This window comes from Rhizobium sp. WW22, assembly GCF_047041135.1.
Classification (GTDB): Bacteria; Pseudomonadota; Alphaproteobacteria; order Rhizobiales; family Rhizobiaceae; genus Rhizobium.
The window spans coordinates 191,734-216,808 of record NZ_CP178199.1 but is presented as its reverse complement, the minus strand read 5'-3'; the positions used below and the strand labels follow the sequence as shown (position 1 = coordinate 216,808).

The window sequence follows — 25,075 nt, the reverse complement described above, 5'->3', positions numbered from 1 at the left end:
GAGGTTAGGCACCCATATGAGAACGTACTGCCGGCTTCGTCTTCGAGAGCGATATGCCTACTCCTTTTGACGGAGAGCCAGCGCTGTTCGGTGAAGTTGAATAAAAAGCAACCTGTCGTATCATTTGCAGCTATTCCTTTTGAAAAAGGAGACGAGCATGTCCTCCAGGAAAAACCCGAAGCGGCCGCGTAATGCTGCACGCAGGCATTTTCTAGGTGTCGCCGCAGCGGCCGGTGCCGGGCTTGCTGGCCTAGCAGCCTTGGCAATGGCAATTTCTACCTCTCCTGCAAGTGCGATGGGGCGTCTTTGGGGGCGGGGCGACGCTGATGGACACGGAGACTCTCACGGCAGTGCTCCCGGTGGAGGCTATGGCGGCGGTGCGAACTGCTTTCTGCGTGGTACGGCGATCCTCACCGATCGCGGTGAAAAGCCCGTAGAAGATCTACGCATCAATGATTGCGTGACCCTTCCGGACGGGAGCGCCCGCCCAATCAAATGGATCGGTCGCCAAGTCTTCAAGAAGAGCGGCGCCCTCTGGCACAAGGACGTCATCCCGATCCGAGTTTCCCGTTACGCGCTGGATGGCCACACACCACATTCCGATCTGTACCTGTCGCCCGGCCATGCGCTGTTTCTGGACGGCGTTTTTATCCGCGTGAAGGAACTTGTAAACGGCACGACTATCGCACCTGTAATCCCAGCCGACGGCATGCCGATTGAGTACTATGCCGTGATGCTCGATACCCATGAAGTCATCCTTGCCGAGGGTGCTGCTGCCGAGACTTTTTGTCTAAAGGGTAGCAATCACGAGAACTTCGCCAATTTTGCCGAGTACACGCGTCTCTACGGCGAAGAACGCACCGTGATGACATCCTATGCGCCGGTGCTTGGGGGCGGCTGGATGCATTTTAAAGCGCTTATCCTGCTCGGCGTTTCCCCGCTAGTGCCAGTGCGCGATCCGGTCCGGGATGCCTGCGAGAAAATCAACGCACGAGCCAAGGAGCTATCGCCCTGATAAGCTGCGCGACTGCGATCAAAGTCTCCGGGCTTCAGGGTGGGTTCAAGTCGGAATTTACATACGTCCAACTCGGATTTCAACTTCGTCCAATCCGGAATTTTGCCGTCCGTTTCGGATGTGAACATGTGCCAGCTTGGGGCCACAACAAGAGCAGTCCGAAATCGATGGGATGGAATGCTCCCGCTCCCCCGGTGCTAGAATGGCATCGTGTGTGGAAGGCTCCCGCGTTGAGGGAAAATGGCTTCATTATGCAGCGCATCTCGAGTGCAGTCGTGGGTAGCGTCGCCTTAACTGATTCTGGCCGAAGGAGGGGCTTGTGCGCCGAACGTCAGAGCACGCTGGACAATGCGATTTCACGCCAGGTTGTGACGGCATCGGCGCGGAGTTGGCGGTGGGCTGCGGCAGTGTGACATTTCCGATGTAGGTGGAAGAGGTTGGCGATCTGGCCATGGGCTGAAACGAAATGTTGGCATTGTCGCGTCGACTTGAAGCGCATCATGCGCCTCTCTCGTCGTCTCAGCGGAAGATGAGAATTTTCAGCGCGGTTGTTCAATCCTTTATGCGAGCGATGCTCGACGTCTGGCATCAACTCAGCCCTTGCGGCGGCGTAAGAGCGCAACTTGTCGGTTACCATCACTCGCGGCATGACGCCCTGTCCTTTGAGCAGCTTGCGCATCAGCCGAAGAGCTGCCTTTTTGTTTCTCCGGCTTTGCAACAGAGCATCGAGAACGAAACCATCCTGATCTACGGCACGCCAAAGCCAATATTTCCTGCCCTTGATCGAGACGACCAGGCGAGTGGCGCAGGGGAATTTCACCCCCACGCTCTCTCAGAACCGGACGTGATACTCTCGCATCATCCGGCTCCCATTGTTCGACCGTATCCATGAAGCAGAGGCCAATGGGCGAACAGCCGAGGTTGGCGCTGCGCGATGCGCAAAAGCCAATGCCGGGATCGCCGCTTATGCCCACGCAAGGACTTGTACTTTCCCGAGGCCCATCGGGCCAAGTATCGCTCGACACTCCAGAGCGTAGGTTGGAGAGCTGAAGGACAGAACCGACCATAGTAATTGATCCAGCCGCGGATGTACGAGTTGAACATCCGTGCCAGATCATCGAGAGCCCTGTCACTGCGAAGGTGCAAGGACCAACTACGGATCGTGCCCCGTATCGCCTTGAGCGCCGTCGGACTGGCCGCAGGACCGAATGAAACACCCATGCCCCCGGCCTTCTTGCTCACAAGTCTCGGCCGGAAAGCGTAGCCGAGAAAGTCGAACTTGTAGACCGGATGAGTGCCTCGCCGACTTTCATCCCTGCAATAGACGATTTTGGTCTTGTCAGGATGAAGCGTCAGCCCACAATCAGTAAAACGCGCGTCCAGAGCGTTCCGAAGCGCCATCGCCTGGTCCTCGGTCCGACAATGACAGATCGCGTCGTCAGCATAACGCTCAAACGGAATGTTCGGGAAATTCCGACACATCCACATGTCAAACGCATAGTGAAGAAAGAGGTTTGCCAAGAGAGGGCTGATTACCCCGCCCTGTGGCGTTCCTCGTTCTCTGGCGACGAGATTTCCGTCCGGCATCTGCACTGGCGCTTTCAGCCATCGTTCAATGTATAAAAGCACCCACGGGCAATCGGTGTGCTTGCGCACAGCCCGCATCAGCAGGTCCGGTTCAATGCTATCAAAGAAAGCCTTGATATCGAGATCAAGAACCCAGTTGTAACGCCAGCATCGCTGCCGCGCCACGCTGATCGCATCGAGTGCCGATTTGCCGGGCCGATACCCATAGGAATCCGGATGGAATTCAGGCTCCACCGCCGGTTCCAGATGGCGTTTGACCACCATCTGCGCAATGCGATCGGCGACCGTGGGTATGCCCAGCGGGCGCGTCTTCCCATCGCTCTTGGGTATGTCGACCCGCCGCACCGGCGGCGGAAAGTAGCTGCCCGACGCCAGCCGATTCCAGAGCTTGTACAGGTTGTTCGTAAGATCAGCCTCAAAGTCCAAAATCGTCTGGCCGTCAATACCAGCCGCTCCTTGGTTGGCTCTAACCCTCTTATATGCTTCCCACACCTCCCTTTTCGGGATCGCGTACGGCTTTGCTCTATCCACGAGGATCCTCCCGTCGCCGGTTGTCCACGCTCCAGAGCTGAACAACGCAGCCCCTTCGCTCCAGCCCCATTACAGGACCTTCAGCACTACTACGGGCTGCTCCGCCCCTGTGCTCCGCTTCGGTAATCTCACCCTCGCAGGGACCGCCGGCTTGGGTTTCTCCCTTAACATCGGAGCGACAGGTTCCCGCGTTCCACACGAAAGCCTGGTTAAGAGTCACGCCGCCTTCATGCCGGATGCCGCCTGGGCAGAAATCAGGTCGCCCCCCAGACTTGTCCCGGGCTAACGAATTCCTCCCGGTTTCGACATCATCTTGCACTTTTCGACACGTCATCAGCGGTTCGCTTGCGCTCGTCTCTCTAAACCTCACCTGACGGACTAACGTCCGCCTTTTCTGCAACGCTCACCACCACGGCTCTTTACCGTTGCAGCTTGCAGTGGTTTGAAACCTACCCCTGACGGTCGGCTTCGAGGGACCATACCCTCATCTTCCGTGCAGCTCGGCTCCCACACTGCTGTGGGTGCCTCGCGGCACACTCTCATCGAGCTGCCACTTGTCGGCAAAGTGGCCTCGTGAGCGCCGCCGGAGCTGATGAGCGAACTTCAAGCCGAATTTTGCCGCCCATTCCGTGACGGTCTGAAACGTGACCGTGATGCCGCGCTCCGCCAATAGATCTTCGACGTCGCGCAGGCTCAGCGGGAATCGATAATACAGCCATACCGCATGGGCAATGATCTCAGCAGGAAACCGGTGGCGTCTGAAGTGAGCATGCGGGGCTTCGGTCATGACAGACCGAATACCAAGTCGATTCAAACCAGCCGGTTAAGGCGACGCCACCATTGCGGATTGAACGAACAATCAGCGCATATGTATGGCTGCTTGTCTTCTGGAAATCAGCGAGGCGCTAAGGCCAATCGCCCTCCCATTCGGAGGGCTCATACCTCGTTTTTCTTATTCTCTTTGAGCACCATATCGACCCTGCGCAGCAGGCTTTTCAACTCTGGCTCGCGGACATGAGCGGCGGCCTCATTGGGCGAGAACCACTGCAGGTGGCGCTGACCGCGCTCGGGAAAGCGCTCGACTAATTCGGCGACTTCAAGCAGATGAACCTGAACGACGGCGGGGACAGTATCGCCGGTATCGAGAGACTTCAAATAGGTGTAATAGCCAAAACTCTTCTTCCTGGCCTTTCCCTTGACGCCGGCCTCTTCCCAGGCCTCACGTTCGGCGACCTGATGCGGCAGCTTGCCAACGATCGGCCATCCCTTTGGAATGATCCACCGACGGCTGTCGCGCGAGGTGATCAGCAGGATTTCTACATCTTTCAGCACCGGCGAGCGCCTATAGCAGATCGCGGCATATTGCTCGATCGGCCGACCGGCGAAGAGCTTTTCTGCCGCGTCCGCCAAACGGCTGAGATAGGTCTTTTTACTCATGTGCGGTCACTGCAACCGGTTGGGCCGGGCCTGGAGTCCGGCTTTGCAGGAGTTCGCCGCGCTCCTCCAGAACGGGATAGGCGGCAGCGGCGACCAGATGGGAATTGATCTGTTTGAGATCACGTAGCAGGTCGAGGTGAAGAGAACTGGTCTCGACGGTCTCGATCCCGCCTTGCCGCAGGCGTTGGAAATGAGCCTCCGTACCCTCACGCTCCGCTTTGCGAAAGATAACCTTCTCCTCCGCCAGCATGCGAGCGGTGCTCTCGTTTTGGGTCATGAGCAAGGCCGCCGTCGTGCGCAGGTTCGTCTGCAATCGATCGAACAGCCGCGCCAATTCAAGTTGGCCCTCCTTCGAGAAGTTCAGACCCCGGCGCAGACGTTTGGCCAGATGCGGCAAGAGGTTCTGATCGAGAACGTCGCCGGCGTGTTCCATATTCATCGAGAACAGCAGGATCTCGTTCAAGCGTCGTCTGTCGGCCTCGCCGAGTTCATCGGGATCGATCGAGGTGAGATAGGTCTTTACGGCCGCATTCAGACTGTCGAGGATATTGTCCAGCGACCGCAATCGCGTCAGCGCCTTTCGATCCGTATCCGACAGGGCAGTCTTGGCGCCGGCGAGCATTTCGGAGAGGACATCGACCAATCTCAATGCCTCCCGTGCTGCCGCGCCAAGCGCGACGACAGGCGTCTCCTTGGCAGCCGGGTCGAGATATCGGGGACGCGTCGGATCGGCCTCGTCAATCTTCCGCGGCAGCAATTTGGTCAGGAGATCGGCATAGGGCCGCAATAGCGGCATGAACACCATGGCCAAAACGACGTTGAAGGCGGTATGAAAATTGGCGACGGCGCGGGCGCTATCGCTATCCACCAGCGCCGACAGGCGCGTGACCGGTTCGAGAAAGCCAATCAGCGCGGCGACGCCGACAATGCGTGTCATCATATTGCCGATGGGTAGGCGTTTCACCGATAGATCGGTCCCCGATTGCCCTTCGATGAGCGGATTGATCGCGGTTCCGAGATTGGCGCCCAGAACGAGCGCAAAAGCCTGGTCGACATCGACAAGGCCCTTGCTCGCGAGAGACATGATGAGCAACACGACGGCCACGCTGGAATGGGCGGCCCATGTCAGAATAGCGGCAAGGAGCATGCTCAGCACCGGCGTCGCGGCAATCGCATCGAGGACGTATGCAAGCGCCGTCGATCCCTCATACTGAGTCATCAGGTCGAGAAGTTGATGCAGCGCCAGAAGCATGAAGCCAAGCCCGACCATAACCCGGCCAAGATCGTGCACGCGTGAATTCCCGGTTCGGCGGAACATCAGCACGCCGATCAGGATCAGCGCCGGGGAAGCCGCCGCGACATTGAAAGACAACACCTGGACGATCAGGGTCGTGCCAACATTGGCTCCCAGCATGACGGCAAGCGCCGGCACAAGATCCACCAGGCCACCGGCCGCGAAGCCGGAAGCCATCAGGCCGGTTGCCGTGCTGCTCTGCAGGATGGCAGTGACGCCGATCCCGGCAAAAAACGCCTTGGTGCGATTGCTAAGCGCGCGGCCCAGAAAAGACCGCAGATCAGGTCCGAAGGCGCGCTGAATGCCGGTCTGGACCATACGCGTGCCCCAGAGCAGAAGGGCGATGTGGCCGGCCAGAGCAACGAGGCCGAGGATAAGCGCCATAATGGTCCTCCATAAGCCTGCGATCTCTCCCGAGACAAGCGCTGGGAATCAAGATTGCAGATTGTAAACTTTCATTAGCCGACTATGTTCTTTGTCTTTGCACCTTTTGCAAGGGCGGATTGTCATAAAACTGTCGTAAATCAAGTTTTTGTTTTATAAACAACGGGATATGGTCCCCCTATCCGCCTCTGATCGTCTCGCGCCAGACGAGGTCCGCCTGCATTGTCAAAGACTTGCCCTTGACAATGCCGCTTTCGGCCAACCAGGTTACGGCCTCACGTGCAATTGCCGTGACTGGCTGCGAAAACGTGGTCAGCCGGTAGGAAGACCAGGACGCCTGTTCGATGTCGTCGAAACCGACGACGCAGAGCTGCTGCGGGATCGACAAGGAAAACTGATGGCGAGCGGCATCCATGAAGCCACAGGCTAGCAGATCGGTCGCACAGAAGACGGCATCGGGCCGCTCCTTTCGTGTCAGCAGGCGCTGTGCCACGATCTGACCCGCCTCATATCCGGTCCAACCATGCCTTTCCACCACGACACTAAGACCGTGCTCGCGAGCGGCGGCTATAAAGCCCTCCTCCCTTGCCATGAGGCTTGGCGTACCAGCCTCAGAATTCGCAAAGGCGAGCCGCGCGCAGCCAGCACGCACAAACGCCGTTACCACACGTGCGGCCGCCTCGCGGTCGTCGAGATTGATGTGCAGCGGCCCCGACTGATCTTCATCGCGATTGATCAATACGAGCCGCTGTCCGCTCCGCAGACAGAGCTGCGTAATCGACTTGTCCGGCAGGCCTGAAAGGATCACGGATGCATCGGCCCGGTAGCGGATCGCCTGCTGCAGCGCTTTGTTGACGCTGCCGTCGGAACGATCGGTATTGATCAGCATCGCCACCTTTCCGGCAAGTTGCAAGTGCAGCGTCAGTTCGCGTAGAAGGGCGGAGCGATAGGGTGTCGCGACATCCGAAACGATGAGGCAGACGATGCCGCTTTCGTTGCGCATCAACCCACGGGCAAGATGATTGACCTGGTATCCCAACTCTTCCGCCGCCTGCAGGACCTTCTGCCTGGTAGCCTCGGAGACGCTCGCCCCCGGCGTGAAGGCGCGCGAGACCGCCGAGCGCGAAACACCTGCGCGCTGCGCCACTTCCTCAGCGCTGACAAAATCTCGTTGCGACACGGCGCCTCCCCTATTCGCCACAAGACTTCATCATAGTTTGCAATCGCGTGCAACACATTGATCATGGCGGCATTGTGAAACTTTTGTGAAAATTCGGGTTGACAGCGCAAGCCGAGCAATGCAGCATTTGCACACGCTTGCAAAAAGCGCTCGGCGTGGAGGCGCCGCATAGCAGGGAGGACATCATGCGATTGATCAACATGGCTGCGGCAACCCTTGCCGCGGGAATATCTCTTATTGCCTGGTCGGCCCATGCAGCCGGCGATCTCAATGTGATCTGCTCTGCCGATCCCGAAGTCTGCGATCTGATGAAGGGGCTGTTCGAGAAGCAGAGCGACATCAAGGTCAACATGGTTCGGCTTTCGGCCGGCGAAACGTACGCCAAGATCCGCGCCGAGGCGCGTAATCCAAAGACGGACATCTGGTGGGCTGGAACCGGCGACCCGCATTTGCAGGCCGCAGCCGAGGGCTTGACGCTGGAATATAAATCACCGCTTTTCGATCAGCTTCAGGGCTGGGCGAAGAAGCAGGCAGAAAGCGCCAATTTCCGTACGGTCGGCGTTTATGCGGGAGCGCTTGGCTGGGGCTATAACACGGACATCTTGAAGAAGAAGGGCTTGAAGGAGCCCAAATGCTGGGCCGACCTTCCTGACCCCTCCTATAAGGGCGAGATCCAGATCGCCAATCCGAACTCGTCGGGGACATCCTACAACACGCTAGCGACACTTGTGCAGATCATGGGCGAGGACAAGGCCTTCGATTACCTATCGAAGCTCAATGCCAATGTCTCGCAATATACCAAGTCTGGTTCCGCCCCTGTGAAGGCGGCTGCTCGCGGGGAATCGACGATCGGCATCGTTTTCATGCATGACGCGGTTGCACAGACCGTCGAAGGCTTTCCCATCAAGGCGGTCGCACCGTGCGAAGGCACGGGCTACGAGATTGGCTCCATGTCGATCATCAAGGGCGCCAGAAATCTAGATAATGCCAAGAAGTGGTATGATTGGGCGCTCAGCGCCGAGGCGCAATCGCACATGAAGGATGCCAAGTCCTATCAGCTTCCCTCCAACAAGTCGGCTGCCGTTCCGAAGGAAGCCCCGAAGTTCGAGGACATTAAGCTGATCGACTACGACTTCAAGAAATACGGCGATCCCACGATCCGCAAGGCCCTGCTTGCGCGATGGGACAAGGAAATCGGCGCCAAGGCCAACTGACGGCTTTTTCGACTGCCCTCGCAGGCCGGTTCCTCGCACATCCGACCTGCTTCATCTCTGAATTTTGCTGAATGGGATGCGAATCCGACCATGACCAATAGCAAACGCCGGCTGGATGTTGCGCTGATCTTCGGTACTGCTGCCCTGATACTCCTCCCATGGTATCGCATCGAGGGCGGCTTCTTCAGCCTTGGCTGGTTAGGCAGCTTTCCAAGCGACCCCTCCACAGCGCCTGGGATCCTGCAGATTGCCAGCTACGGCCGATGGTGGCTCGCGATCGCCGCCGGGCTCCTAATGCTCGGTGGCATCGCGCGCTTCATATCCAGTCCGATGTCGCGCGGCGCGCTCATGACGCTTGCCGGTGCATTGGGTTTTGCCTTTTTGTCGCTGCAGGGACTCGCGATCACGTCGGCGGGCTGGAGCTGGTCGATCTGCGAGACCATCTTCGGTGCGCTGGCGGACGGCCAACCAGCGATGGGTGCCGGCGCCATTATCCTAGGCATCGTCTTCGTCCTGCTCTTTTCATTTGGCCTTGCCGAACGCGGCGTAATGAAGGGCGATGCCTTCGTTGTCAGTGCCGTCACCATGCTGGTCGTGCTGGTCGCGATCTTTGTGTTCTATCCCGTTGGCAGCATGTTTGTCGGCGCTTTCCAGTCATTCGACGGATCGTTCGATCCCGGCGGCTTCACGACGAACATCCAGGATCCGTCGATCTGGAGTCTTGGCTGCGTGGTTGGCGGCGACCGTTGCGGTGTGGCCTGGCGCACACTCTTGCTGGCGATCCTGACGGCAGGCGCGTCGACGCTACTTGGGCTCTGCTTTGCCCTTGTCGCCACTCGCACCCGCTTTCCCTTCAAGAAGGGACTGAGGCTTCTCACGATCCTGCCGATCATCACACCGCCCTTCGTAGTCGGTCTGGCGCTGACCCTGCTGTTCGGACGGGCCGGTGTAGTCACCCAAGCTGCGGCCTCGATCTTCGGAACCGAACCCAGCCGCTGGCTCTATGGCCTGACGGGTATCTGGATCGCGCAGGTTCTTTCCTTTACGCCAATTTCCTTTCTTGTCCTCATCGGCGTGGTCGAAGGCGTCAGCCCGTCGATGGAAGAGGCGTCACAGACCCTGCGCGCCAATCGCTGGCGCACGTTTTGGCGCGTGTCCCTGCCGCTGATGAAGCCGGGTCTCGCAAACGCCTTCCTGATCGGCTTCATCGAAAGCATGGCGGATTTCGGCAATCCGATGGTTCTCGGCGGCAGCCACGGGGTTCTGTCGACAGAGATATTCTTCAGTGTCGTCGGCGCACAGAACGATCCGTCGCGCGCGGCAGTCCTTGCCATGATCCTGCTCGTCTTCACGCTCAGCGCCTTCCTCGCGCAACGCCTCTGGCTACAGGGCAAGAGCTTTGCGACGGTGACAGGCAAGGGAGATTCGGGCGCTCATGGCGCCCTGCCCCGCGGCCTCTCGATCGCGGTCCATACGCTCGTCATCCCCTGGATGGTGTTCACCGTCGTTGTCTACGTCATGATACTCTTCGGCGGCTTTGTCCGCACCTGGGGTCTCGACAACACGCTGACGGTGGAACATTACGTCAAGGCCTTCTCGATCGGCCTACGTGACGATGGCGGCATCGCCTGGACCGGTGTTGCCTGGAACTCCTTCTGGACGACGATGGAGATCGCCCTGATCTCCGCGCCCTTGACGGCTGCCGTCGGCCTTCTGACGGCCTATCTGATCGTGCGCCAGAAATTCGTCGGGCGCGGCCTGTTCGAATTCGCGCTGATGATGAGCTTTGCCATCCCCGGCACGGTCATCGGCATCAGCTACATCATGGCCTTCAACCTGCCGCCGCTGGAGATGACCGGGACTGCGCTCATTCTCATTGCCTGCTTCGTGTTTCGCAACATGCCGGTCGGTGTGCGCGGCGGCGTTGCCGCCATGAGCCAGCTCGACAAAAGCCTCGACGAGGCATCGCTGACATTGCGGGCCGACAGCCTGCGCACCATCCGGAAAGTAATTCTGCCGCTGCTGCGGCCGGCGATTACCGCAGCACTTGTCTATTCCTTCGTACGGGCCATCACCTCGATCAGCGCCGCTATCTTCCTCGTCAGCGCCCAGTACAACATGTCCACGGCCTATATCGTCGGCCTGGTCGAAAACGGCGAGTATGGCATCGCAATCGCTTATTCCTCCGCCCTTATCGTCGTCATGATATCAGTCATTGCCGGGTTCCAGCTGCTCGTCGGAGAAAGGCGGCTGCGGCGCGTAAACCGCGTCGCGATGACGCCGTCGCCGACCGCGCCCGCATCCATCGTTCAGGAGAAAACCGCATGAATCCGAAGGCTCCCGGTTCCGTCGTCTTCGAGAATGTTCGAAAAACCTTCGGCGCGTTCACGGCCATTCCCGATCTGTCGCTCACCATCGAGCCCGGCACGCTCGTCACCCTGCTCGGCCCTTCCGGCTGCGGCAAGACGACGACGCTTCGCATGCTGGCGGGGCTGGAACACCCCTCCTCCGGCCGCATTCTGATCGGCGGCAAGGATGTCACCATGCTTCCGGCCAATGAACGCGACGTCTCGATGGTCTTCCAGAGCTATGCCTTGTTTCCGCATATGACGGCGCTCGACAATGTCGCCTATGGACTGGAATCCTCCGGCATGAAACGCAGGGACGCACGCGAGAAGGCGGAAGGTGCGCTTGGCCTTGTCGGCCTTGCCGGCATGGGCTCGCGTCTTCCGGCCGAACTTTCCGGGGGCCAGCAGCAGCGTGTCGCCGTGGCGCGTGCGCTCGTCGTCGAACCTCAGGTGCTGCTTCTCGACGAGCCGCTTTCCAATCTCGATGCTCGGCTGCGCCGGCGCGTCCGGACGGATATCCGCGAATTGCAGCAGCGGCTTGGCTTTACTGCCGTCTATGTGACCCATGACCAGGACGAAGCACTTGCCGTATCCGATCGCATCATCGTCATGAAGGATGGCGGCATCGCGCAGCAGGGTGCACCGCGCGAGCTCTACGATACGCCAGCCTCCGCCTTCATTGCCGACTTCATGGGCGAAGCCAATGTCGTGCCATGCGATGTCGTCGAAACCGACGGCGATGGCGTCACGATCACGATCCAGGGACTTCGCCACAGGGTCAACAGCCGTTCGGTCAAATGCGGTTCCGCGCAGCTCGCCGTGCGGCCGAACGCGATCATTCTGACGCCAGGAACAGGCAACGGCCAGTTCAATGGCCAGATCACTCATTCCGCCTATCTCGGCGATCACGTCGAGTACGAGGTAAAGACCGATCGCGGATCGCTCTTCGTTGTCGATGCAACGGTCGATTCCGCCCTTCCTCCCAACACCGATGTCACGATCGCTTTCAAGGATCGCGGCATTGCCGTCATCGGCGGCTGATTGCCGTCAAACATCAGACGATTAAGGACCTAGCTGCATGACCTCCGTTACCCTCGCCGATCTCGAAGCACGCCTCGTTCTTGCCGAGACCATCGCCCGCGAGGCCGGCAATCTCGCTCTCGACTATTTCAAGCGGCGCGAGACCCTGATCATCGAAACCAAGCGCGACCTGCAGGATGTTGTCTCGATTGCCGACCGGGAGGTTGAAAATCTCATCCGCGGAAGCATCCATACGGCGCATCCTCAGGACAGCATCCTCGGCGAGGAATATGGTCTGGAAACCGGCACCTCCGGCTACACCTGGGTCGTCGACCCGATCGATGGGACGAGCCCCTTCGTCAACGGCATGCCCAACTGGTGCGTTTCCATCGCAGTATTGCGTGACGGCACTCCCGTGATCGGCGTCATCTCGGCACCATGCCACGATGAGCTTTACGTCGCCGCGCACGGCAGAGGTGCCACCTTGAACGGCAAGAGCCTCAAGCTGGATGCATCGCGCAATATCCGCAACGCCGTGACTGGCATCGGCGCCAACAATCATGTCTCACCCGCCTTCGTCGCGAAAATGGTCGAGCAGGTTCTCGAAGCCGGCGGCAATTTCATCCGCAACGGCTCGGGCGCCCTGATGCTCGCCTATGTCGCCGCCGGCCGCCTGGTCGGCTATTACGAACCATACATGCATGCCTGGGATTGCCTGGCCGGCTATTGCCTCGTGAAGGAAGCCGGCGGCTGGTACCATCCCTTCCCGACGGAAGGCGAACGTCTGACCAAGGGATCGGTGGTTCTGGGTGCCGCCCCGGGTGCGATCGACGATCTGAAAAAGATAGCTGGCTTATAAGTTTTCCCGGTAGACAACAGTTGAGTAAGCATTAGTTTAAATGAACGCGCTTGCAAGTTGATCGTCACATCCGGCGGCAGTGCAGCGCAAAGCGGGTCGGCCGATCGAGGAGGATCGACCAAGCCGTTTCACGGAACGAATAATAATGGGAGGAAAAATGCCTAATCGCCTCGCGTGGAGCTGCCTTGTAGCGGCAGCAATTTCATTCGGAGGAACGTCGCACGCGTTTGCAGTGACCGAGCTGCAATGGTGGCACGCAATGTCGGGCGCCAACAACGAAGTCGTCGAGCAACTGGCCAAGGAATTCAACGAGGGCCAAAAGGACTATAAAATTGTTCCGGTGTTCAAGGGCACCTATCCGGAAGCGCTGAATGCCGGTATTGCGGCGTTTCGCTCCAAGCAGGCGCCGGCGATCCTGCAGGTCTTCGACGCCGGCAGCGGCGTGATGATGGGTGCGGAAGGCGCGATCATGCCGGCGGCCGATGTGTTGAAGAAGGGGGGCTACACGTTCGACAAATCACAATACTTGTCGGGCATCGTCTCCTATTATTCAAAGCCGGACGGCACGATGCTGTCCTTCCCCTATAATTCGTCTTCGCCGATCCTCTACTACAACAAGGACACCTTCAAGAAGGCTGGGCTCGACCCCGAGAATCCGCCGAAAACCTGGCCTGACGTCTTCGAGGCCGCCAAGAAGATCAAGTCGAGCGGCGCATCGGCCTGCGGCTTCACCTCGACCTGGCTCACCTGGATTCAGACCGAGAATTTCGCAGCCTGGAACAATGTCAGCTACGGCACCAACGAAAACGGGCTGGGCGGCACCGACGTCAAGCTGGCGTTCAATGCACCGCTCTTCGTCCAGCATTTCCAAGCGATCGCCGATCTTGCCAAGGATGGCACCTTCCGCTACGGCGGCCGCACCTCGGAGGCCAAGCAACTCTTCACCTCGGGTGAATGCGGCATTCTGACGGAATCGTCTGGCGGCCTTGGCGATATCATCAAGAGCGGCATGAATTACGGCATCGGCCAGCTTCCCTATTATGATGGTGAAGGCCGGCCGCAGAACACCATCCCGGGCGGCGCCAGCCTCTGGGTTTTCGCGGGCAAGAGCGATACCGAATACAAAGGCATCGCCGAGTTCTTCCATTTCCTCTCACAGACCAAGATCCAGGCGCGCCTGCATCAGGTTTCGGGTTATCTGCCGGTGACAATGGCCGCCTACGAGGAAACCAAGAAATCCGGTTTTTACGACAAGAATCCCGGCCGCGAGACGCCGATCCTGCAGATGCTCGGCAAGGCTCCCACGACCAACTCCAAGGGCGTTCGCCTCGTCAACCTGCCGCAGGTGCGCGACATCATGAACGAGGAGTTCGAGGCGATGCTGGCCGGCAAGGAAGATGCCAAGACGGCACTCGACAAGGCCGTCGAACGCGGCAATGCCGCTATCCAGCAAGCCATCGGCAACTGATGCACTGATACGGTTTGGCCCGCGGCCACCAAGGCTGCGGGCAGTTTCCCATCACAGGAGATCGCCGTGCAGCGCGTCGTCTTTCCAAACAAGATCCTTCCTTATTTCCTGGTCGCACCGCAGATCATCCTGACGGTCGTCTTCTTTTTCTGGCCGGCAAGCCAGGCGCTTTATCAATCGACACAGCGCGAAGACCCCTTCGGGCTGAAGAGCGGCTTCGTGGGGTTTGCGAATTTCCGCGCGATTTTGTCTGACGGGACCTATCTGCATTCCCTGCAGGTGACGGTGATTTTCAGCGTTGCGACGGCGCTGCTGTCGATGATTGTTGCGCTCGCGCTCGCCACTGCTGCCGACAAGGTGGTGCGCGGACAGACGCTCTATCGTGCGCTGCTGATCTGGCCCTACGCGGTCGCACCCGCCGTCGCCGGCATGCTCTGGCTGTTCATGTTCAACCCGGCCATGGGCACCTTGGCCTATATTCTGCGCCGCAATGGCTTTGCCTGGGATCCGCTGCTGAACGGCAACCAGGCACTGGTGCTGGTCATTGTCGCCGCCGCCTGGAAACAGATCAGCTACAATTTCCTGTTCTTCGTCGCGGGGCTGCAGGCAATCCCCAAATCATTGCTCGAAGCGGCCTCCATCGACGGTGCTCGCGGCAATCGGCGCTTCTGGACGATCGTCTTTCCGCTGCTAGCGCCGACGACCTTCTTTCTCCTGGTGGTCAATACGGTCTACGCCTTCTTCGACACCTTCGGCATCATCCATGCCGTCACCGGCGGCGGACCGGCAAAGGCGACAGAGACCCTGGTCTACAAGGTCTACAATGACGGCTTCGTCAATCTCAATCTCGGCTCGTCGGCAGCCCAGTCCGTCGTCCTCATGGTGATCGTGATCGCGCTGACGGCATTCCAATTCCGCTTCGTCGAGAAGCGCGTGCATTATGCGTGAGGCGAGACGATGATTGAAAAACGCCCCATCGCCAATCTGATCGGCCATCTGATGCTGATCATCGGCATTATCATCGTCGCCTTCCCGATCTATTACACCTTCGTCGCCTCGACGATGACGTCGGCCGAGATTTTGCGGCCGCCGATCTCGCTGCTGCCCGGCGGCCATTTCGCCGAAAACTATGGCGAGGCGCTGAACGGCGGTGTCGAGCGCGTGGTCGGCGTCAGCCTCGAGCGGATGCTCTGGAATACATTTGTCGTTGCAGTCGTCATCGCTGCCGGCAAGATCGCGATCTCTTTCCTGTCGGCCTTTGCCATCGTCTTCTTTCGCTTTCCACTGCGGATGGTGTTCTTCTGGATGATCTTCGTCACGCTGATGCTGCCGGTGGAGGTGCGCATCTTGCCGACCTACAAGGTTATCGTCGATCTTGGAATGATCGACACCTATGCAGGTCTGACTTTACCGCTGATGGCGTCGGCAACGGCGACATTCCTGTTCCGGCAGTTCTTCCTGACGGTGCCGGGGGAGCTGCTGGAAGCCGCCCGCATCGACAATGCCGGCCCCTTTCGCTTCATGCGCGATATCCTATTGCCGCTGTCGAAGACCAATATCGCAGCCCTTTTCGTGATCCTCTTCATCTACGGCTGGACGCAATATTTGTGGCCACTGCTCGTCACCAACGACGCGAAGATGTCGACGATCATTATTGGGCTGCGGAAAATGGTGGATTTCGCCGATGCGGCGACACCCTGGAATTTCGTGATGGTGACGGCGATCCTGGCGATCATCCCGCCCATTCTCGTCGTCGTGCTGATGCAGCGCTGGTTCGTCAAAGGTCTTGTGGAGACGGAGAAATAATGGCTGGGATCACCCTCAAGGATGTCCGCAAAACCTATGGCGGCAACGTTGATGCAATCAAGGGCGTGTCGCTCGATATCGCCGACGGCGAACTCGTCGTGCTGGTCGGGCCTTCCGGCTGCGGCAAGTCCACGCTCCTGCGTATGATCGCAGGTCTTGAAGCCATCACATCCGGCGAAATCAATATAGGCGGCCGCATCGTCAATCGTCTGGAACCCTCCGAACGCGACATCGCGATGGTCTTTCAGAACTATGCGCTTTATCCGCACATGACCGTGCGCCAGAACCTGGCATATGGTCTGAAGAACAGGAATGTGCCAGCTGCGGAAATAGACCAGCGCATCCAGTCGGCAGCTCGATCGCTGGAGATCGAATCTTTCCTCGAGCGCAAGCCACGTCAGCTCTCCGGCGGCCAGCGGCAACGTGTGGCGATGGGCCGTGCCATCGTGCGCGAGCCGGCGGCGTTCCTGTTCGACGAGCCGCTCTCCAATCTCGATGCCAAGCTGCGGGTGCAAATGCGTGTCGAGATCAGACGGCTGCAACGATCTCTCGCGACCACGAGCGTCTATGTCACCCATGACCAGATGGAGGCCATGACGCTGGCCGATCGCCTGGTCGTCTTGAATGGCGGGCGAATCGAACAGGTCGGCACACCCATCGAACTCTATGAACGACCCGCCACGACCTTCGTTGCGACCTTCATAGGCTCGCCTTCCATGAACCTTCTGAAATCTACCGAAAGCAGCACAATTGCGCTTTCACCCGGCGGCCGCCTTATCGGCGCTGACACGACGATCGGCGTTCGGCCCGAGGACCTTCACCTGGCCGATGGCGCGAGCGATGCGGCGTTCAGCGCAAAAGCGCGTGTCCAGGCGGTGGAGCTCGTCGGGGCGGAAAGCTATGTCTACGGTGCTCTGGCGGATGGCCAAACCATCGTCTTTCGAGTTTCGGGGCGGTCCCGGATCGCAATTGACAGCGAATGCGTGGTTGCCGCTTCCGCCGACAGCCTGCATTTCTTCGACGGTCACGGGAACCGATTAGACCGCGCATAAGCAGTTCAAATCTTGTGATGAGACTGTCGGAGAGCGCCGTTTTGCGGATGTCTCGGCTTTCCATGTCGGGCCCCGTCATTTATGACGGATTTATGACAACGCCTGTTTGGAGTGCGGAAAGTGAACTGGTTTCGTAGACTGATGCCGAGAGAAGACCGTTTTTTTGATCTTTTCTCTCGACATTCGCGCACGATCGTCAGCGCGGCGGAAGCTCTGAACGAATTGCTGGCTGGCAAAGACACGGAGCAGCACTGCCAGCGCATCGTTGAGCTCGAGAACGAGGCCGATGACATCACGCGCGAAGTTCTGCTTGCCACTCGGCGCAGTTTCATCACGCCCTTTGACCGTGGCGACATCAAGGATCTCATCATGTCAATGGACGATGCGATCGACATGATGCACAAGACGGTCAAGACCATCCGGCTATTCGAACAGGACAGCTTTGATCCCGGTATGCAGGAAATGGGCAAGGCGATCGTCGAGGCCGCAAAACTGGTAGCCGAGGCAATCCCTCTCCTTGATCGCATGAGTGCCAACTCTTCTCGCCTCAGCGCGCTCACTGAAGAGGTCGTAAAGGTCGAGGGTCGCTCCGATGAGCTACATGATCAAGGTCTAAAAGATCTCTTTCGCCGGTATGGCGGCACCAATCCAATGGCATACATGATCGGCAGCGAGATCTTTGGTGAATTGGAGAAGGTGGTAGACCGTTTCGAGGATGTCGCCAATGAAATCAACGGCATCGTAATCGAGAACGTCTGATGGAGGCCACTCTCGCTTTCCCATTGCTGGTGGGCCTCATCGCGGTGGCATTGTTCTTCGATTTTTTGAATGGGCTGCACGACGCAGCCAACTCAATTGCCACCATCGTCTCGACCCGGGTCCTGCGACCGCAATACGCCGTGTTATGGGCCGCATTCTTCAATTTCATCGCTTTCCTGTTCTTCGGGCTCCACGTCGCCGAAACCCTCGGCACCGGCATTATCGATCCCAACATCGTCACGCCACAGGTCATCTTCGCCGCCCTGATAGGGGCGATCATATGGAATATCGTGACCTGGGTACTGGGCATCCCATCAAGCTCGTCGCATGCTCTGGTCGGTGGCCTCGTCGGTGCCGGCGTGGCGAAGATTGGCATGGATGCCATTGTTTGGTCCGGCCTGCTGAAGACGGCCGGCGCCATCGTCATGTCGCCACTGCTTGGCTTCGTGCTCGCGCTCTTCCTCGTGCTGTGCGTGACATGGATATTCGTTCGCCAGACGCCTTTCGCCGTCGACAGCACCTTCCGCGTCCTGCAATTCGTCTCCGCTTCTCTCTACTCCCTCGGCCATGGCGGAAACGACGCCCAGAAGACCATGGGCATCATCGCCGTACTGCTCTACTCCCAAGGTCATACCGGTGCGGAGTTCCACGTGCCCCTGTGGGTGGTGTTATCCTGTCAATCCGCGATGGCGCTCGGGACACTGTTTGGCGGTTGGCGGATCGTGCACACGATGGGCTCGAAGATCACGAGGCTCAATCCAATGCAGGGCTTTTGCGCTGAGACCGGTGGCGCCTTGACCTTGTTCGCCGCGACATGGCTTGGCATCCCAGTCTCGACGACCCATACGATCACGGGCGCAATCGTCGGTGTCGGCGCCGCGCGGCGGATCTCGGCGGTTCGATGGGGATTGGCGAGCAATATCGTCGTCGCATGGATAATAACCCTGCCCGCGGCGGCGGCTATCTCGGCAATAGCCTACTGGATCACGAACTGGGTGTGAATCGGCGTCGCCGAATGACCCCGCCCATCCTTGAAATATCAACAGCTTGTGACGCCGATTTGCCCCTAATCATCGCGCCGATTCACAGCCAGCATTTCCGTTTGCGCCTTCCCGATCTTTGCGGCGACCTGTTGGTCTAGAGCGTTTCTGATTTTGTTAGAATCGCAGATTCCCTTTTGCTGTGGAATGTGATTCAAGATGCTGGCTGAGAGGAGGTCAGCATCGATGGTCGCACCTCTTTCGAATGATCTGCGTGAACGTGTCGTGGGCGCTGTAGCGGCGGGAGAGAGCTGCCGCTCGGTGGCGGTGCGGTTTGGTGTCTCGGTCTCATCTGTGGTGAAGTGGTCGCAGCGGTATCGCCGCAGCGGTTCGGTCGCGCCCGGTCAGATGGGAGGGCATCGCAAACGTCTTTTGGAACCACATCGCGCTTTCATAGCCGAGCGGATTGCGCAGAGCCCGCAAATCAGCCTGCATGGTCTCAAGGACGAACTGGCGGTCAGAGGCGTCATTGTCTCGCATGACGCCGTTTGGCGTTTCCTGCGCCGCGAGGGGCTGCGCTTCAAAAAACGTATGGCTCGCCCGTCTGCAAGTGGTATGAAAGAGCCTGATCAATCTGCACCAACGTATCCGGTCTCAAAGCATGCCTTGGCCAAGATGGAGCTCCGCACGCCCTGATCCTCATAAACGCTTCGGCGAGGTCCGCCATCTTTTTGATCGGGTTTTCAAGGCGTCGTCTAACTGTCAGGCCATCTTCCTCATTCCACCCGCAGATACTCGCGAGGCAGCAACGCCTCGACTACGACACGGCGGCTGTGTGTTCGAACATCACACGTTTCTGCAACACTGCCCAAATGATGCGCGCCATCTTTGCCGCCAATGCGACGATAACGATGTTTGGATGAGCGCGCGCGATCAGTCCTCGTAGCCACGCTCCAGTTGCGGTCTGGGTTCGTGCCAGATGCGGCATGGCGGCCCTGGCCCCATGGATCAGCATGCGACGCAGGGCTTCTGTTGCAAACTTCCTGGTTACTGGTGACATGGCATTGATCTCCGGAAGTCGCGGAGATTGGCAATGTTCAAAGGTCGGCATTTCGAGCAGTCGGTGATCTTGCTGTGCGTGCGCTGGTATCTGAGCTATGGCCTGAGCCTGCGCGACCTGAAGGAAATGATGGCCGAAGGCGGCATCAGCGTCGATCATTCGACGATCCATCGCTGGGTCGTCCACTTTGCGCCCCCGTTGGCGGATCGGTTCAATCGGCGCAAGCGCGCCATCACTGGCAAGCGGCACGCCGACGACACTATATCAAGGTTCGCGGCCGATGGACGTATCTCTATCGCGCCATCGACAGCAACGGCGACACGGTCGAGTTCTTCTTCAGCGAGAAGCGCAACCCGCCGGCTGCCAAATGCTTCTTCAGAAAGGCTTTCGCCCGGCACGGCCGGTCGGAGCGCATTGTCATCGATGGCAGCCAGACCAACCGGGAAGCGATCATTTCCTGTGACACCACAAGCCGCCTTCAGGATCGGTCCTGCCGTCGCCCTGAATCCCTATGCATTCGACAGAGTCAGTATCTGAACAACCGCATCGAGCAGGATCACCGGCGCATCAAGCGGCGTGTCAGACCGATGCTCGGCTTCAAGTCATTTAAATCGGCCATAGCAACATTGTCCGGAATTGAGATGATCCACATGCTACGAAAGCGCCAATTGCAGGACGCTTACGCTGCCAACCCGTCAATCTCTGATCAGGTTGAGAGCCTGGCTGCCGCGTTCTGAGCAGCCGTGGCAATCGGTCGACGCGACTACCTCAAATTTTGCAACAGAACCGATGAAAGGGCCGTGCTCGTAGATCATTCCACGATTTATCGCCGGGTCCGGAAATAAGCGCCGGAAATGGAAAGCGGTTGCGCTCGCACTGGCGCCGGCCGCAGTCAACAAGCTGGCGCGTCGATGAAACCTACGTTAAGGTGCGCGGACAATGGACCTACCTTTTCCGGGCCGTCGGTAAATTCGGCAACACCATCCAAATAATAAACCGGACCAAGCATCGTGAAACTCGATGGGCGGTATTTTATATGAAGTTCTCCCTGCCATTGTTGCCAACGAATGCGATTGCGTCGATTTCGACTAGATATCCGTAGTGAAGTTCAGGCACTGGCACAACGGTGCGGGCCGGTTTTGCGTCCCCCAGTCGCTGCGCATAGATCTGATTGAAGCGCGGCCAGTTGCCGACCCCAACTATGTAGGCGGTCACTCTGACGAGGTCAGCCGGGGCGCCGCCCGCAGCCTTCAAGATTGCCAACACGTTGTCGATTGCCTGTTCGACCTGCGTCTCGAAGCTGTCGTCATGGAGCGGCGCCCCGTCCGGCCGGATAGGAAGCTGGCCGGAGATGAAGATATGTTGAAAAGCGACCTTTGCCTGCACATAATGCCCTGCCGGGGCCGGAGCGTGATCTGTACTGACGTTAATAGGTGCGGACATCACCAACCTCCAAAGCGCGGCCAGCAGGCCTCGACCACTTGCGAATGCCCGCGCACGACATGATATGCGTCATGCTGCGCAGCGGTTGCACATGCATGGTTCGGCAGAATCCTCACCCGTTCCCCCACCGCAAGATCGGGCAGCTGCGCACCCGACCCGGGACGAACTGCGATAATTCCGTGCTCCTGATTGGCGTCGGCAACAATAATGTCGCCATAAAGGTTGCCATCGATGTCACAGACTAGACCGTAGCCCTGATCAACAGCCTGCTTGGCCGTGCCGCGATCACGCGAAAGCGACATCCACCCGCCGTCAGTGATGATCCAGCCCTTTTCACGCTGATGTCCGATTACCGTCGCAAGAACGCTGAGCGCGATGTCGCTGACCTGGCAGATGCCGATGCCGGCCATGACCAGATCGAAGAAGACGAACACGCCGGCGCGGACCTCCGTCACACCGGAAAGATCCGTCGCATGATGCGCGGTTGGGGTCGAGCCAACGCTAACGACTGGGCAAGATAGACCGGCGGCGCGCAGGACCCGCGCGGCCTCCACAACGGCCAACCGCTCCGCTTCGGCATAGCGCTGCTGCGCTTCTACGCCGCCGCCCTTATAACTATCGCCGGCATGGGTCATCACCCCCCGCAATTCGGCGCCCGCCGCCAGCGCTTGCCCGACTTCCAGAAGCAAGGCCCGATTGGCTGGCGCAATCCCGGACCGATGCCCGTCGCAATCGATTTCGATCATGGCCGGGATGGGTATTCCCGCATTCAGGGACGCCTCGGCGATCGCATGGGCCTGATCAACGCTGTCGAGAACGACGACCAGATCGCCCCCCTTCTCTCGCAGCGCCAGAACACGGGCAATCTTGGAAGGCGTGATCCCGACCGCGTAGATCATGTCGCGAACGCCTGCGGACGCAAATTGCTCTGCTTCCTTTAGCGTGGAGACTGTTGCCGGGCCTTCGGGCGTCGTCATCACCCGGCGGGCTACCTCGGCAGACTTGGCTGTCTTCAGATGCGGGCGCAGCGAGACGCCCAGACCATCCAGCCGGCTCCTCAGTCGCTTGATGTTCCGCTCCATCCGCTCGGCGTCCAGCACCAGACAGGGCGTCTCCAATGTTTGAAGCGTCATTTCCGTTTCCGTGTGGGCGGTCGTCGCAACCGTCTGTTCCATCCGTTCCATTTCCGTTTGCCTTTGATCTTGCTTTCTTTGCAGTCCTGACGGCGTCAAAATCCGAGGATGGATTTCGTCTCGAGATATTCCTCGAGCCCATAGACCCCGTATTCACGCCCGTTGCCCGACCGCTTGTAACCACCAAAGGCGGCTGCTCCGTCCCAAGCCGGATAGTTGATATGAACCTGGCCCGCCCGGATCCGCGCCGCGACCCTTCGCGCCCGTTCTAAATTGGAGGACTGCACATGGGCGCCGAGACCATAGACGCTGTCATTGGCAATCGAGACAGCGTCATCCTCATCCCTATAGGACATGATGGAAAGCACGGGGCCGAAGATTTCCTCCCGCGCGATCCGCATGTCGGGCGTCACCTCGGAAAAGATCGTCGGCCTGGCAAAGAAACCATGGTTCAGTTCGTTTGGGCGCCCGAGGCCGCCGCACAACAGCTTGGCGCCGTCATCGATGCCGGCTTGAATCATCGCCTGGACACGCTCGAACTGGGCGCGATTGGCAATAGGTCCCATGTTGGTTTGCGGATCACGCGGATCGCCAACAACGAGTGCGCGCGCAGTCTTCGCTGCCAAATCTTCGACCTCGGCAAGCCGATGCGCGGGAACGAGCATCCGGGTCGGCGCACTACACGACTGGCCGACATTGCGCATGCCGGCCAGCACGCCCTTCGCAACTGCCTCGTCTAAATCGGCGTCATCAAGAAGAATATTGGGTGATTTGCCGCCGAGTTCCTGAACGACCCGCTTGACGGTGGGTGCAGCGGCCTGTGCGACGAGCACGCCCGCGCGCGTCGAGCCGGTAATGGAAATCATGTCGACCTCCGGATGGCTGGCAAGAGCCGCTCCGACGCTCTCGCCTGTGCCATTGACCAGATTGAACACTCCCGGTGGCGTACCTGCATCATGCATCAGCTGTGCAAAAAGGAGGGCGCTGTAAGGCGAGAGCTCGCTGGGCTTGAGCACGATCGTGCAGCCAGCAGCGATGGCCGGGGCCACCTTGGCGGTGATCTGATAAAGCGGCCAGTTCCAAGGCGTGATCAAGGCACAGACGCCGATGGCTTCCCTAGTCGTCGCTCGTGTCCCATCGACCGCAACGAAGGGATATTTCTCGAGAACCTCCATCTGAACCCGGATATGCTCGGCGGCAAAAGGCACCTGTGACGCGCGTGCAAAGCTGATCGCGGCTCCCATTTCCGTGACGAGGGCCTGCGCAAAAGCCTCGGCGCGCTCCTTCAGAAGGGAATGCATCCTGCCAAGCAGACTAATCCTTTCCGGCACAGGCATTTGCGAAAATTTCGGAAATGCCTTGCGGGCGGCCGCAACGGCGATGTCCACGTGGCGGGCTCCTCCCGCTGCAATCTGCCCGGTCACCATTTCCGACGTCGGATCGATGACGGGTAGACGGGCCACATCCCTGAATTCCTGCCACTGGCCGTCAATGTAGAAACTGCTTTCTCTCTCAATCATAAGGGTTTCCTTGCGCTACGACATGACGGCCATTTCGCGGGGGCTAAAGTGGCCTAAAGGGTAAAAAGGGCGGGCAATCAACGGAGGCGGAACCCCGTTACCAAGCAGTCTTGACTTCAAGCCTCCCACTTGAGGTGTGGCTCGCAGCAGCCCTAGCCGAGCGCCTGGCTCACCAGCGAATAGGTGCGCGTCCCCGATGATTTTCCGATCGCGGATATGAACCATCCTTGTAACACGGTCACCCAACAGGTGCCTCGTCGTTGCAACGGCTTTGGCTGTCGGTCATATCTTAGTCTGTTCCGCTACAGGTGTAGCATCGATAGTATTCGAGGATGGCGAGGCATTTGCATTCTCTCTTTCATCCTATCACTGCTCTAAACGCCGTTTCACGTTTTCGATCCCAAACACAGGGCTTGTCAGAACTGGAATGCAGTGTGTCATTCCCCGCACCGCACGCGCCATCGATGCTTGCGCCAAGACGATTACGTCGACCTTCTGCGATAGCTCTTCGAGAGCTTGGCGCAATTGCGCATTATGGGTCTCCACGTCCCCGCCGGCGAGGAGTTGAAACGCGCCCTGAACAAGCACATCGTCGATCATCACGTCCTTGCCCGCCTCATGTGCCTGGCGCTTCAGCAGATCCATCGTCGGGACCAGCGTCGTGGATAAGGTCGCCATGACGCCTATGCGATTTCCATGCTCGACGGCGGCTTTGGCCATGCCTTCGTCAATTCGGAACAGCGGCACAGGGCAAAGCGGCGCAACCGCATCGACTGCCGACCATGTGTAGATCGCGAGCCTCCGTATCGTCAGATCGGACAACGACCCGCGCTCGATCGTATCCCGCAAGAGGCTCTCGTCGAGAACCGCGAATGGCTTCCAGTCGGGCAGATGTTGTTTCGCGAGGCCCTCAAACTCGGAAACAAGGCCCGAAACGGTATGGATGAACGCCAGGTTTCTGGCTGGAGCGCTTGGTATTGACATA

Annotated in this window: 21 protein-coding genes and 4 pseudogenes; 14 read left to right on the top strand and 11 right to left on the bottom strand. The window is 58.9% G+C overall.

Translation table 11 applies throughout. From position 1 onward, the window contains the following. Nucleotides 1-157: 157 nt before the first annotated feature. A complete protein-coding gene (locus tag ACK83U_RS19930; protein ID WP_112611286.1) occupies nt 158-1,015 on the top strand; it encodes a Hint domain-containing protein in 858 nt (285 codons plus the stop codon). Nucleotides 1,016-1,346: 331 nt separating this feature from the next. On the opposite strand, the pseudogene ACK83U_RS19925 reads toward ACK83U_RS19930, so the two are convergent. From ACK83U_RS19925 to ACK83U_RS19900, 6 genes and pseudogenes are all read right to left on the bottom strand, one after another. Next, nucleotides 1,347-1,811, bottom strand: a pseudogene (locus tag ACK83U_RS19925) (IS6 family transposase); the annotation flags it as partial. Between the two features lie 62 nt (nt 1,812-1,873). Then, nucleotides 1,874-3,133 (bottom strand): group II intron reverse transcriptase/maturase, encoded by a 1,260-nt coding sequence (ltrA, locus tag ACK83U_RS19920; RefSeq protein ID WP_112611032.1) that lies wholly within the window; start codon nt 3,131-3,133, stop codon nt 1,874-1,876. Nucleotides 3,134-3,665: 532 nt separating this feature from the next. Further along, nucleotides 3,666-3,920 (bottom strand): annotated as a pseudogene (locus ACK83U_RS19915) (IS6 family transposase); the annotation flags it as partial. 149 nt (nt 3,921-4,069) lie between these two features. Next, the gene (locus ACK83U_RS19910; RefSeq protein ID WP_183716127.1) at nt 4,070-4,570 is read right to left on the bottom strand and encodes an NUDIX hydrolase; all 501 of its coding nucleotides are present in this window, start codon (nt 4,568-4,570) and stop codon (nt 4,070-4,072) included. Next, nucleotides 4,563-6,248 carry a Na/Pi cotransporter family protein gene (locus ACK83U_RS19905; RefSeq protein WP_412474972.1) on the bottom strand — a complete coding sequence of 562 codons (1,686 nt, stop codon included), beginning with the start codon at nt 6,246-6,248 and terminating at the stop codon, nt 4,563-4,565. The genes ACK83U_RS19910 and ACK83U_RS19905 overlap by 8 nt, the downstream gene beginning before the upstream one ends. 178 nt (nt 6,249-6,426) lie before the next feature. Continuing rightward, entirely contained in the window at nt 6,427-7,428 is a 1,002-nt protein-coding gene (locus ACK83U_RS19900; RefSeq protein WP_112610367.1) for a substrate-binding domain-containing protein, read from the bottom strand. Nucleotides 7,429-7,613: 185 nt separating this feature from the next. On the opposite strand from ACK83U_RS19900, the gene ACK83U_RS19895 reads away from it, so the two are divergent. From ACK83U_RS19895 to ACK83U_RS19845, 11 genes and pseudogenes are all read left to right on the top strand, one after another. After that, entirely contained in the window at nt 7,614-8,642 is a 1,029-nt protein-coding gene (locus tag ACK83U_RS19895) for an ABC transporter substrate-binding protein (RefSeq protein WP_112610369.1), read from the top strand. A 90-nt stretch (nt 8,643-8,732) separates the two neighbouring features. Continuing rightward, nucleotides 8,733-10,970 (top strand): ABC transporter permease, encoded by a 2,238-nt coding sequence (locus tag ACK83U_RS19890; RefSeq protein WP_112610371.1) that lies wholly within the window; start codon nt 8,733-8,735, stop codon nt 10,968-10,970. Continuing rightward, nucleotides 10,967-12,031, top strand: coding sequence for an ABC transporter ATP-binding protein (locus ACK83U_RS19885; protein WP_112610373.1), 1,065 nt, complete (start codon nt 10,967-10,969; stop codon nt 12,029-12,031). The genes ACK83U_RS19890 and ACK83U_RS19885 overlap by 4 nt, the downstream gene beginning before the upstream one ends. A 37-nt stretch (nt 12,032-12,068) precedes the next feature. Then, nucleotides 12,069-12,869: an inositol monophosphatase family protein gene (locus tag ACK83U_RS19880; RefSeq protein ID WP_112610375.1), complete on the top strand. Its 801-nt coding sequence runs from the start codon at nt 12,069-12,071 to the stop codon at nt 12,867-12,869. A 157-nt stretch (nt 12,870-13,026) separates the two neighbouring features. After that, nucleotides 13,027-14,337 (top strand): sn-glycerol-3-phosphate ABC transporter substrate-binding protein UgpB, encoded by a 1,311-nt coding sequence (gene ugpB / locus ACK83U_RS19875; RefSeq protein WP_162708082.1) that lies wholly within the window; start codon nt 13,027-13,029, stop codon nt 14,335-14,337. 66 nt (nt 14,338-14,403) lie between these two features. Then, nucleotides 14,404-15,285, top strand: coding sequence for a sn-glycerol-3-phosphate ABC transporter permease UgpA (gene ugpA, locus ACK83U_RS19870; RefSeq protein WP_112610379.1), 882 nt, complete (start codon nt 14,404-14,406; stop codon nt 15,283-15,285). A 9-nt stretch (nt 15,286-15,294) separates the two neighbouring features. Continuing rightward, nucleotides 15,295-16,143, top strand: a complete 849-nt coding sequence (gene ugpE / locus ACK83U_RS19865; RefSeq protein WP_112401258.1) for a sn-glycerol-3-phosphate ABC transporter permease UgpE — start codon at nt 15,295-15,297, stop codon at nt 16,141-16,143. Beyond that, nucleotides 16,143-17,195, top strand: a complete 1,053-nt coding sequence (locus ACK83U_RS19860) for a sn-glycerol-3-phosphate import ATP-binding protein UgpC (protein WP_112610381.1) — start codon at nt 16,143-16,145, stop codon at nt 17,193-17,195. The genes ugpE and ACK83U_RS19860 overlap by 1 nt, the downstream gene beginning before the upstream one ends. A gap of 141 nt (nt 17,196-17,336) precedes the next feature. Further along, on the top strand, nt 17,337-17,954 hold the full coding sequence (locus ACK83U_RS19855; RefSeq protein ID WP_112610383.1) for a DUF47 domain-containing protein: 618 nt from the start codon (nt 17,337-17,339) through the stop codon (nt 17,952-17,954). Beyond that, nucleotides 17,954-18,955, top strand: coding sequence for an inorganic phosphate transporter (locus ACK83U_RS19850; protein WP_112610385.1), 1,002 nt, complete (start codon nt 17,954-17,956; stop codon nt 18,953-18,955). The genes ACK83U_RS19855 and ACK83U_RS19850 overlap by 1 nt, the downstream gene beginning before the upstream one ends. 225 nt (nt 18,956-19,180) lie before the next feature. Beyond that, nucleotides 19,181-19,528 (top strand): annotated as a pseudogene (locus tag ACK83U_RS19845) (helix-turn-helix domain-containing protein); the annotation flags it as partial. Nucleotides 19,529-19,751: 223 nt separating this feature from the next. On the opposite strand, the gene ACK83U_RS19840 reads toward ACK83U_RS19845, so the two are convergent. Further along, nucleotides 19,752-19,994: a hypothetical protein gene (locus ACK83U_RS19840; RefSeq protein WP_183716135.1), complete on the bottom strand. Its 243-nt coding sequence runs from the start codon at nt 19,992-19,994 to the stop codon at nt 19,752-19,754. A gap of 33 nt (nt 19,995-20,027) precedes the next feature. Between ACK83U_RS19840 and ACK83U_RS19835 the strand changes: the two genes are divergently transcribed. Continuing rightward, nucleotides 20,028-20,731, top strand: a protein-coding gene (locus ACK83U_RS19835; RefSeq protein ID WP_412474971.1) for an IS6 family transposase whose coding sequence is annotated in 2 segments (ribosomal slippage) — nt 20,028-20,253 and nt 20,253-20,731 — 705 coding nt in all. Because the reading frame shifts where the segments join, the coding sequence is not laid out codon by codon here. A 54-nt stretch (nt 20,732-20,785) separates the two neighbouring features. Then, a pseudogene (locus ACK83U_RS19830) lies at nt 20,786-20,979 on the top strand (DDE-type integrase/transposase/recombinase); the annotation flags it as partial. Nucleotides 20,980-21,026: 47 nt separating this feature from the next. Here ACK83U_RS19830 and ACK83U_RS19825 read toward each other — a convergent pair. The 4 genes from ACK83U_RS19825 to ACK83U_RS19810 form a co-directional block, all read right to left on the bottom strand. Then, nucleotides 21,027-21,437, bottom strand: coding sequence for a RidA family protein (locus ACK83U_RS19825; protein WP_112611620.1), 411 nt, complete (start codon nt 21,435-21,437; stop codon nt 21,027-21,029). Next, nucleotides 21,437-22,612 (bottom strand): DSD1 family PLP-dependent enzyme, encoded by a 1,176-nt coding sequence (locus ACK83U_RS19820; RefSeq protein ID WP_112611618.1) that lies wholly within the window; start codon nt 22,610-22,612, stop codon nt 21,437-21,439. Before ACK83U_RS19820 ends, ACK83U_RS19825 begins: the two co-directional genes overlap by 1 nt. Before the next feature lie 53 nt (nt 22,613-22,665). After that, a complete protein-coding gene (locus ACK83U_RS19815; RefSeq protein ID WP_112611616.1) occupies nt 22,666-24,090 on the bottom strand; it encodes an aldehyde dehydrogenase family protein in 1,425 nt (474 codons plus the stop codon). A gap of 366 nt (nt 24,091-24,456) precedes the next feature. Then, nucleotides 24,457-25,074: an aspartate/glutamate racemase family protein gene (locus tag ACK83U_RS19810; protein ID WP_112611614.1), complete on the bottom strand. Its 618-nt coding sequence runs from the start codon at nt 25,072-25,074 to the stop codon at nt 24,457-24,459. Nucleotide 25,075: the final 1 nt, after the last annotated feature.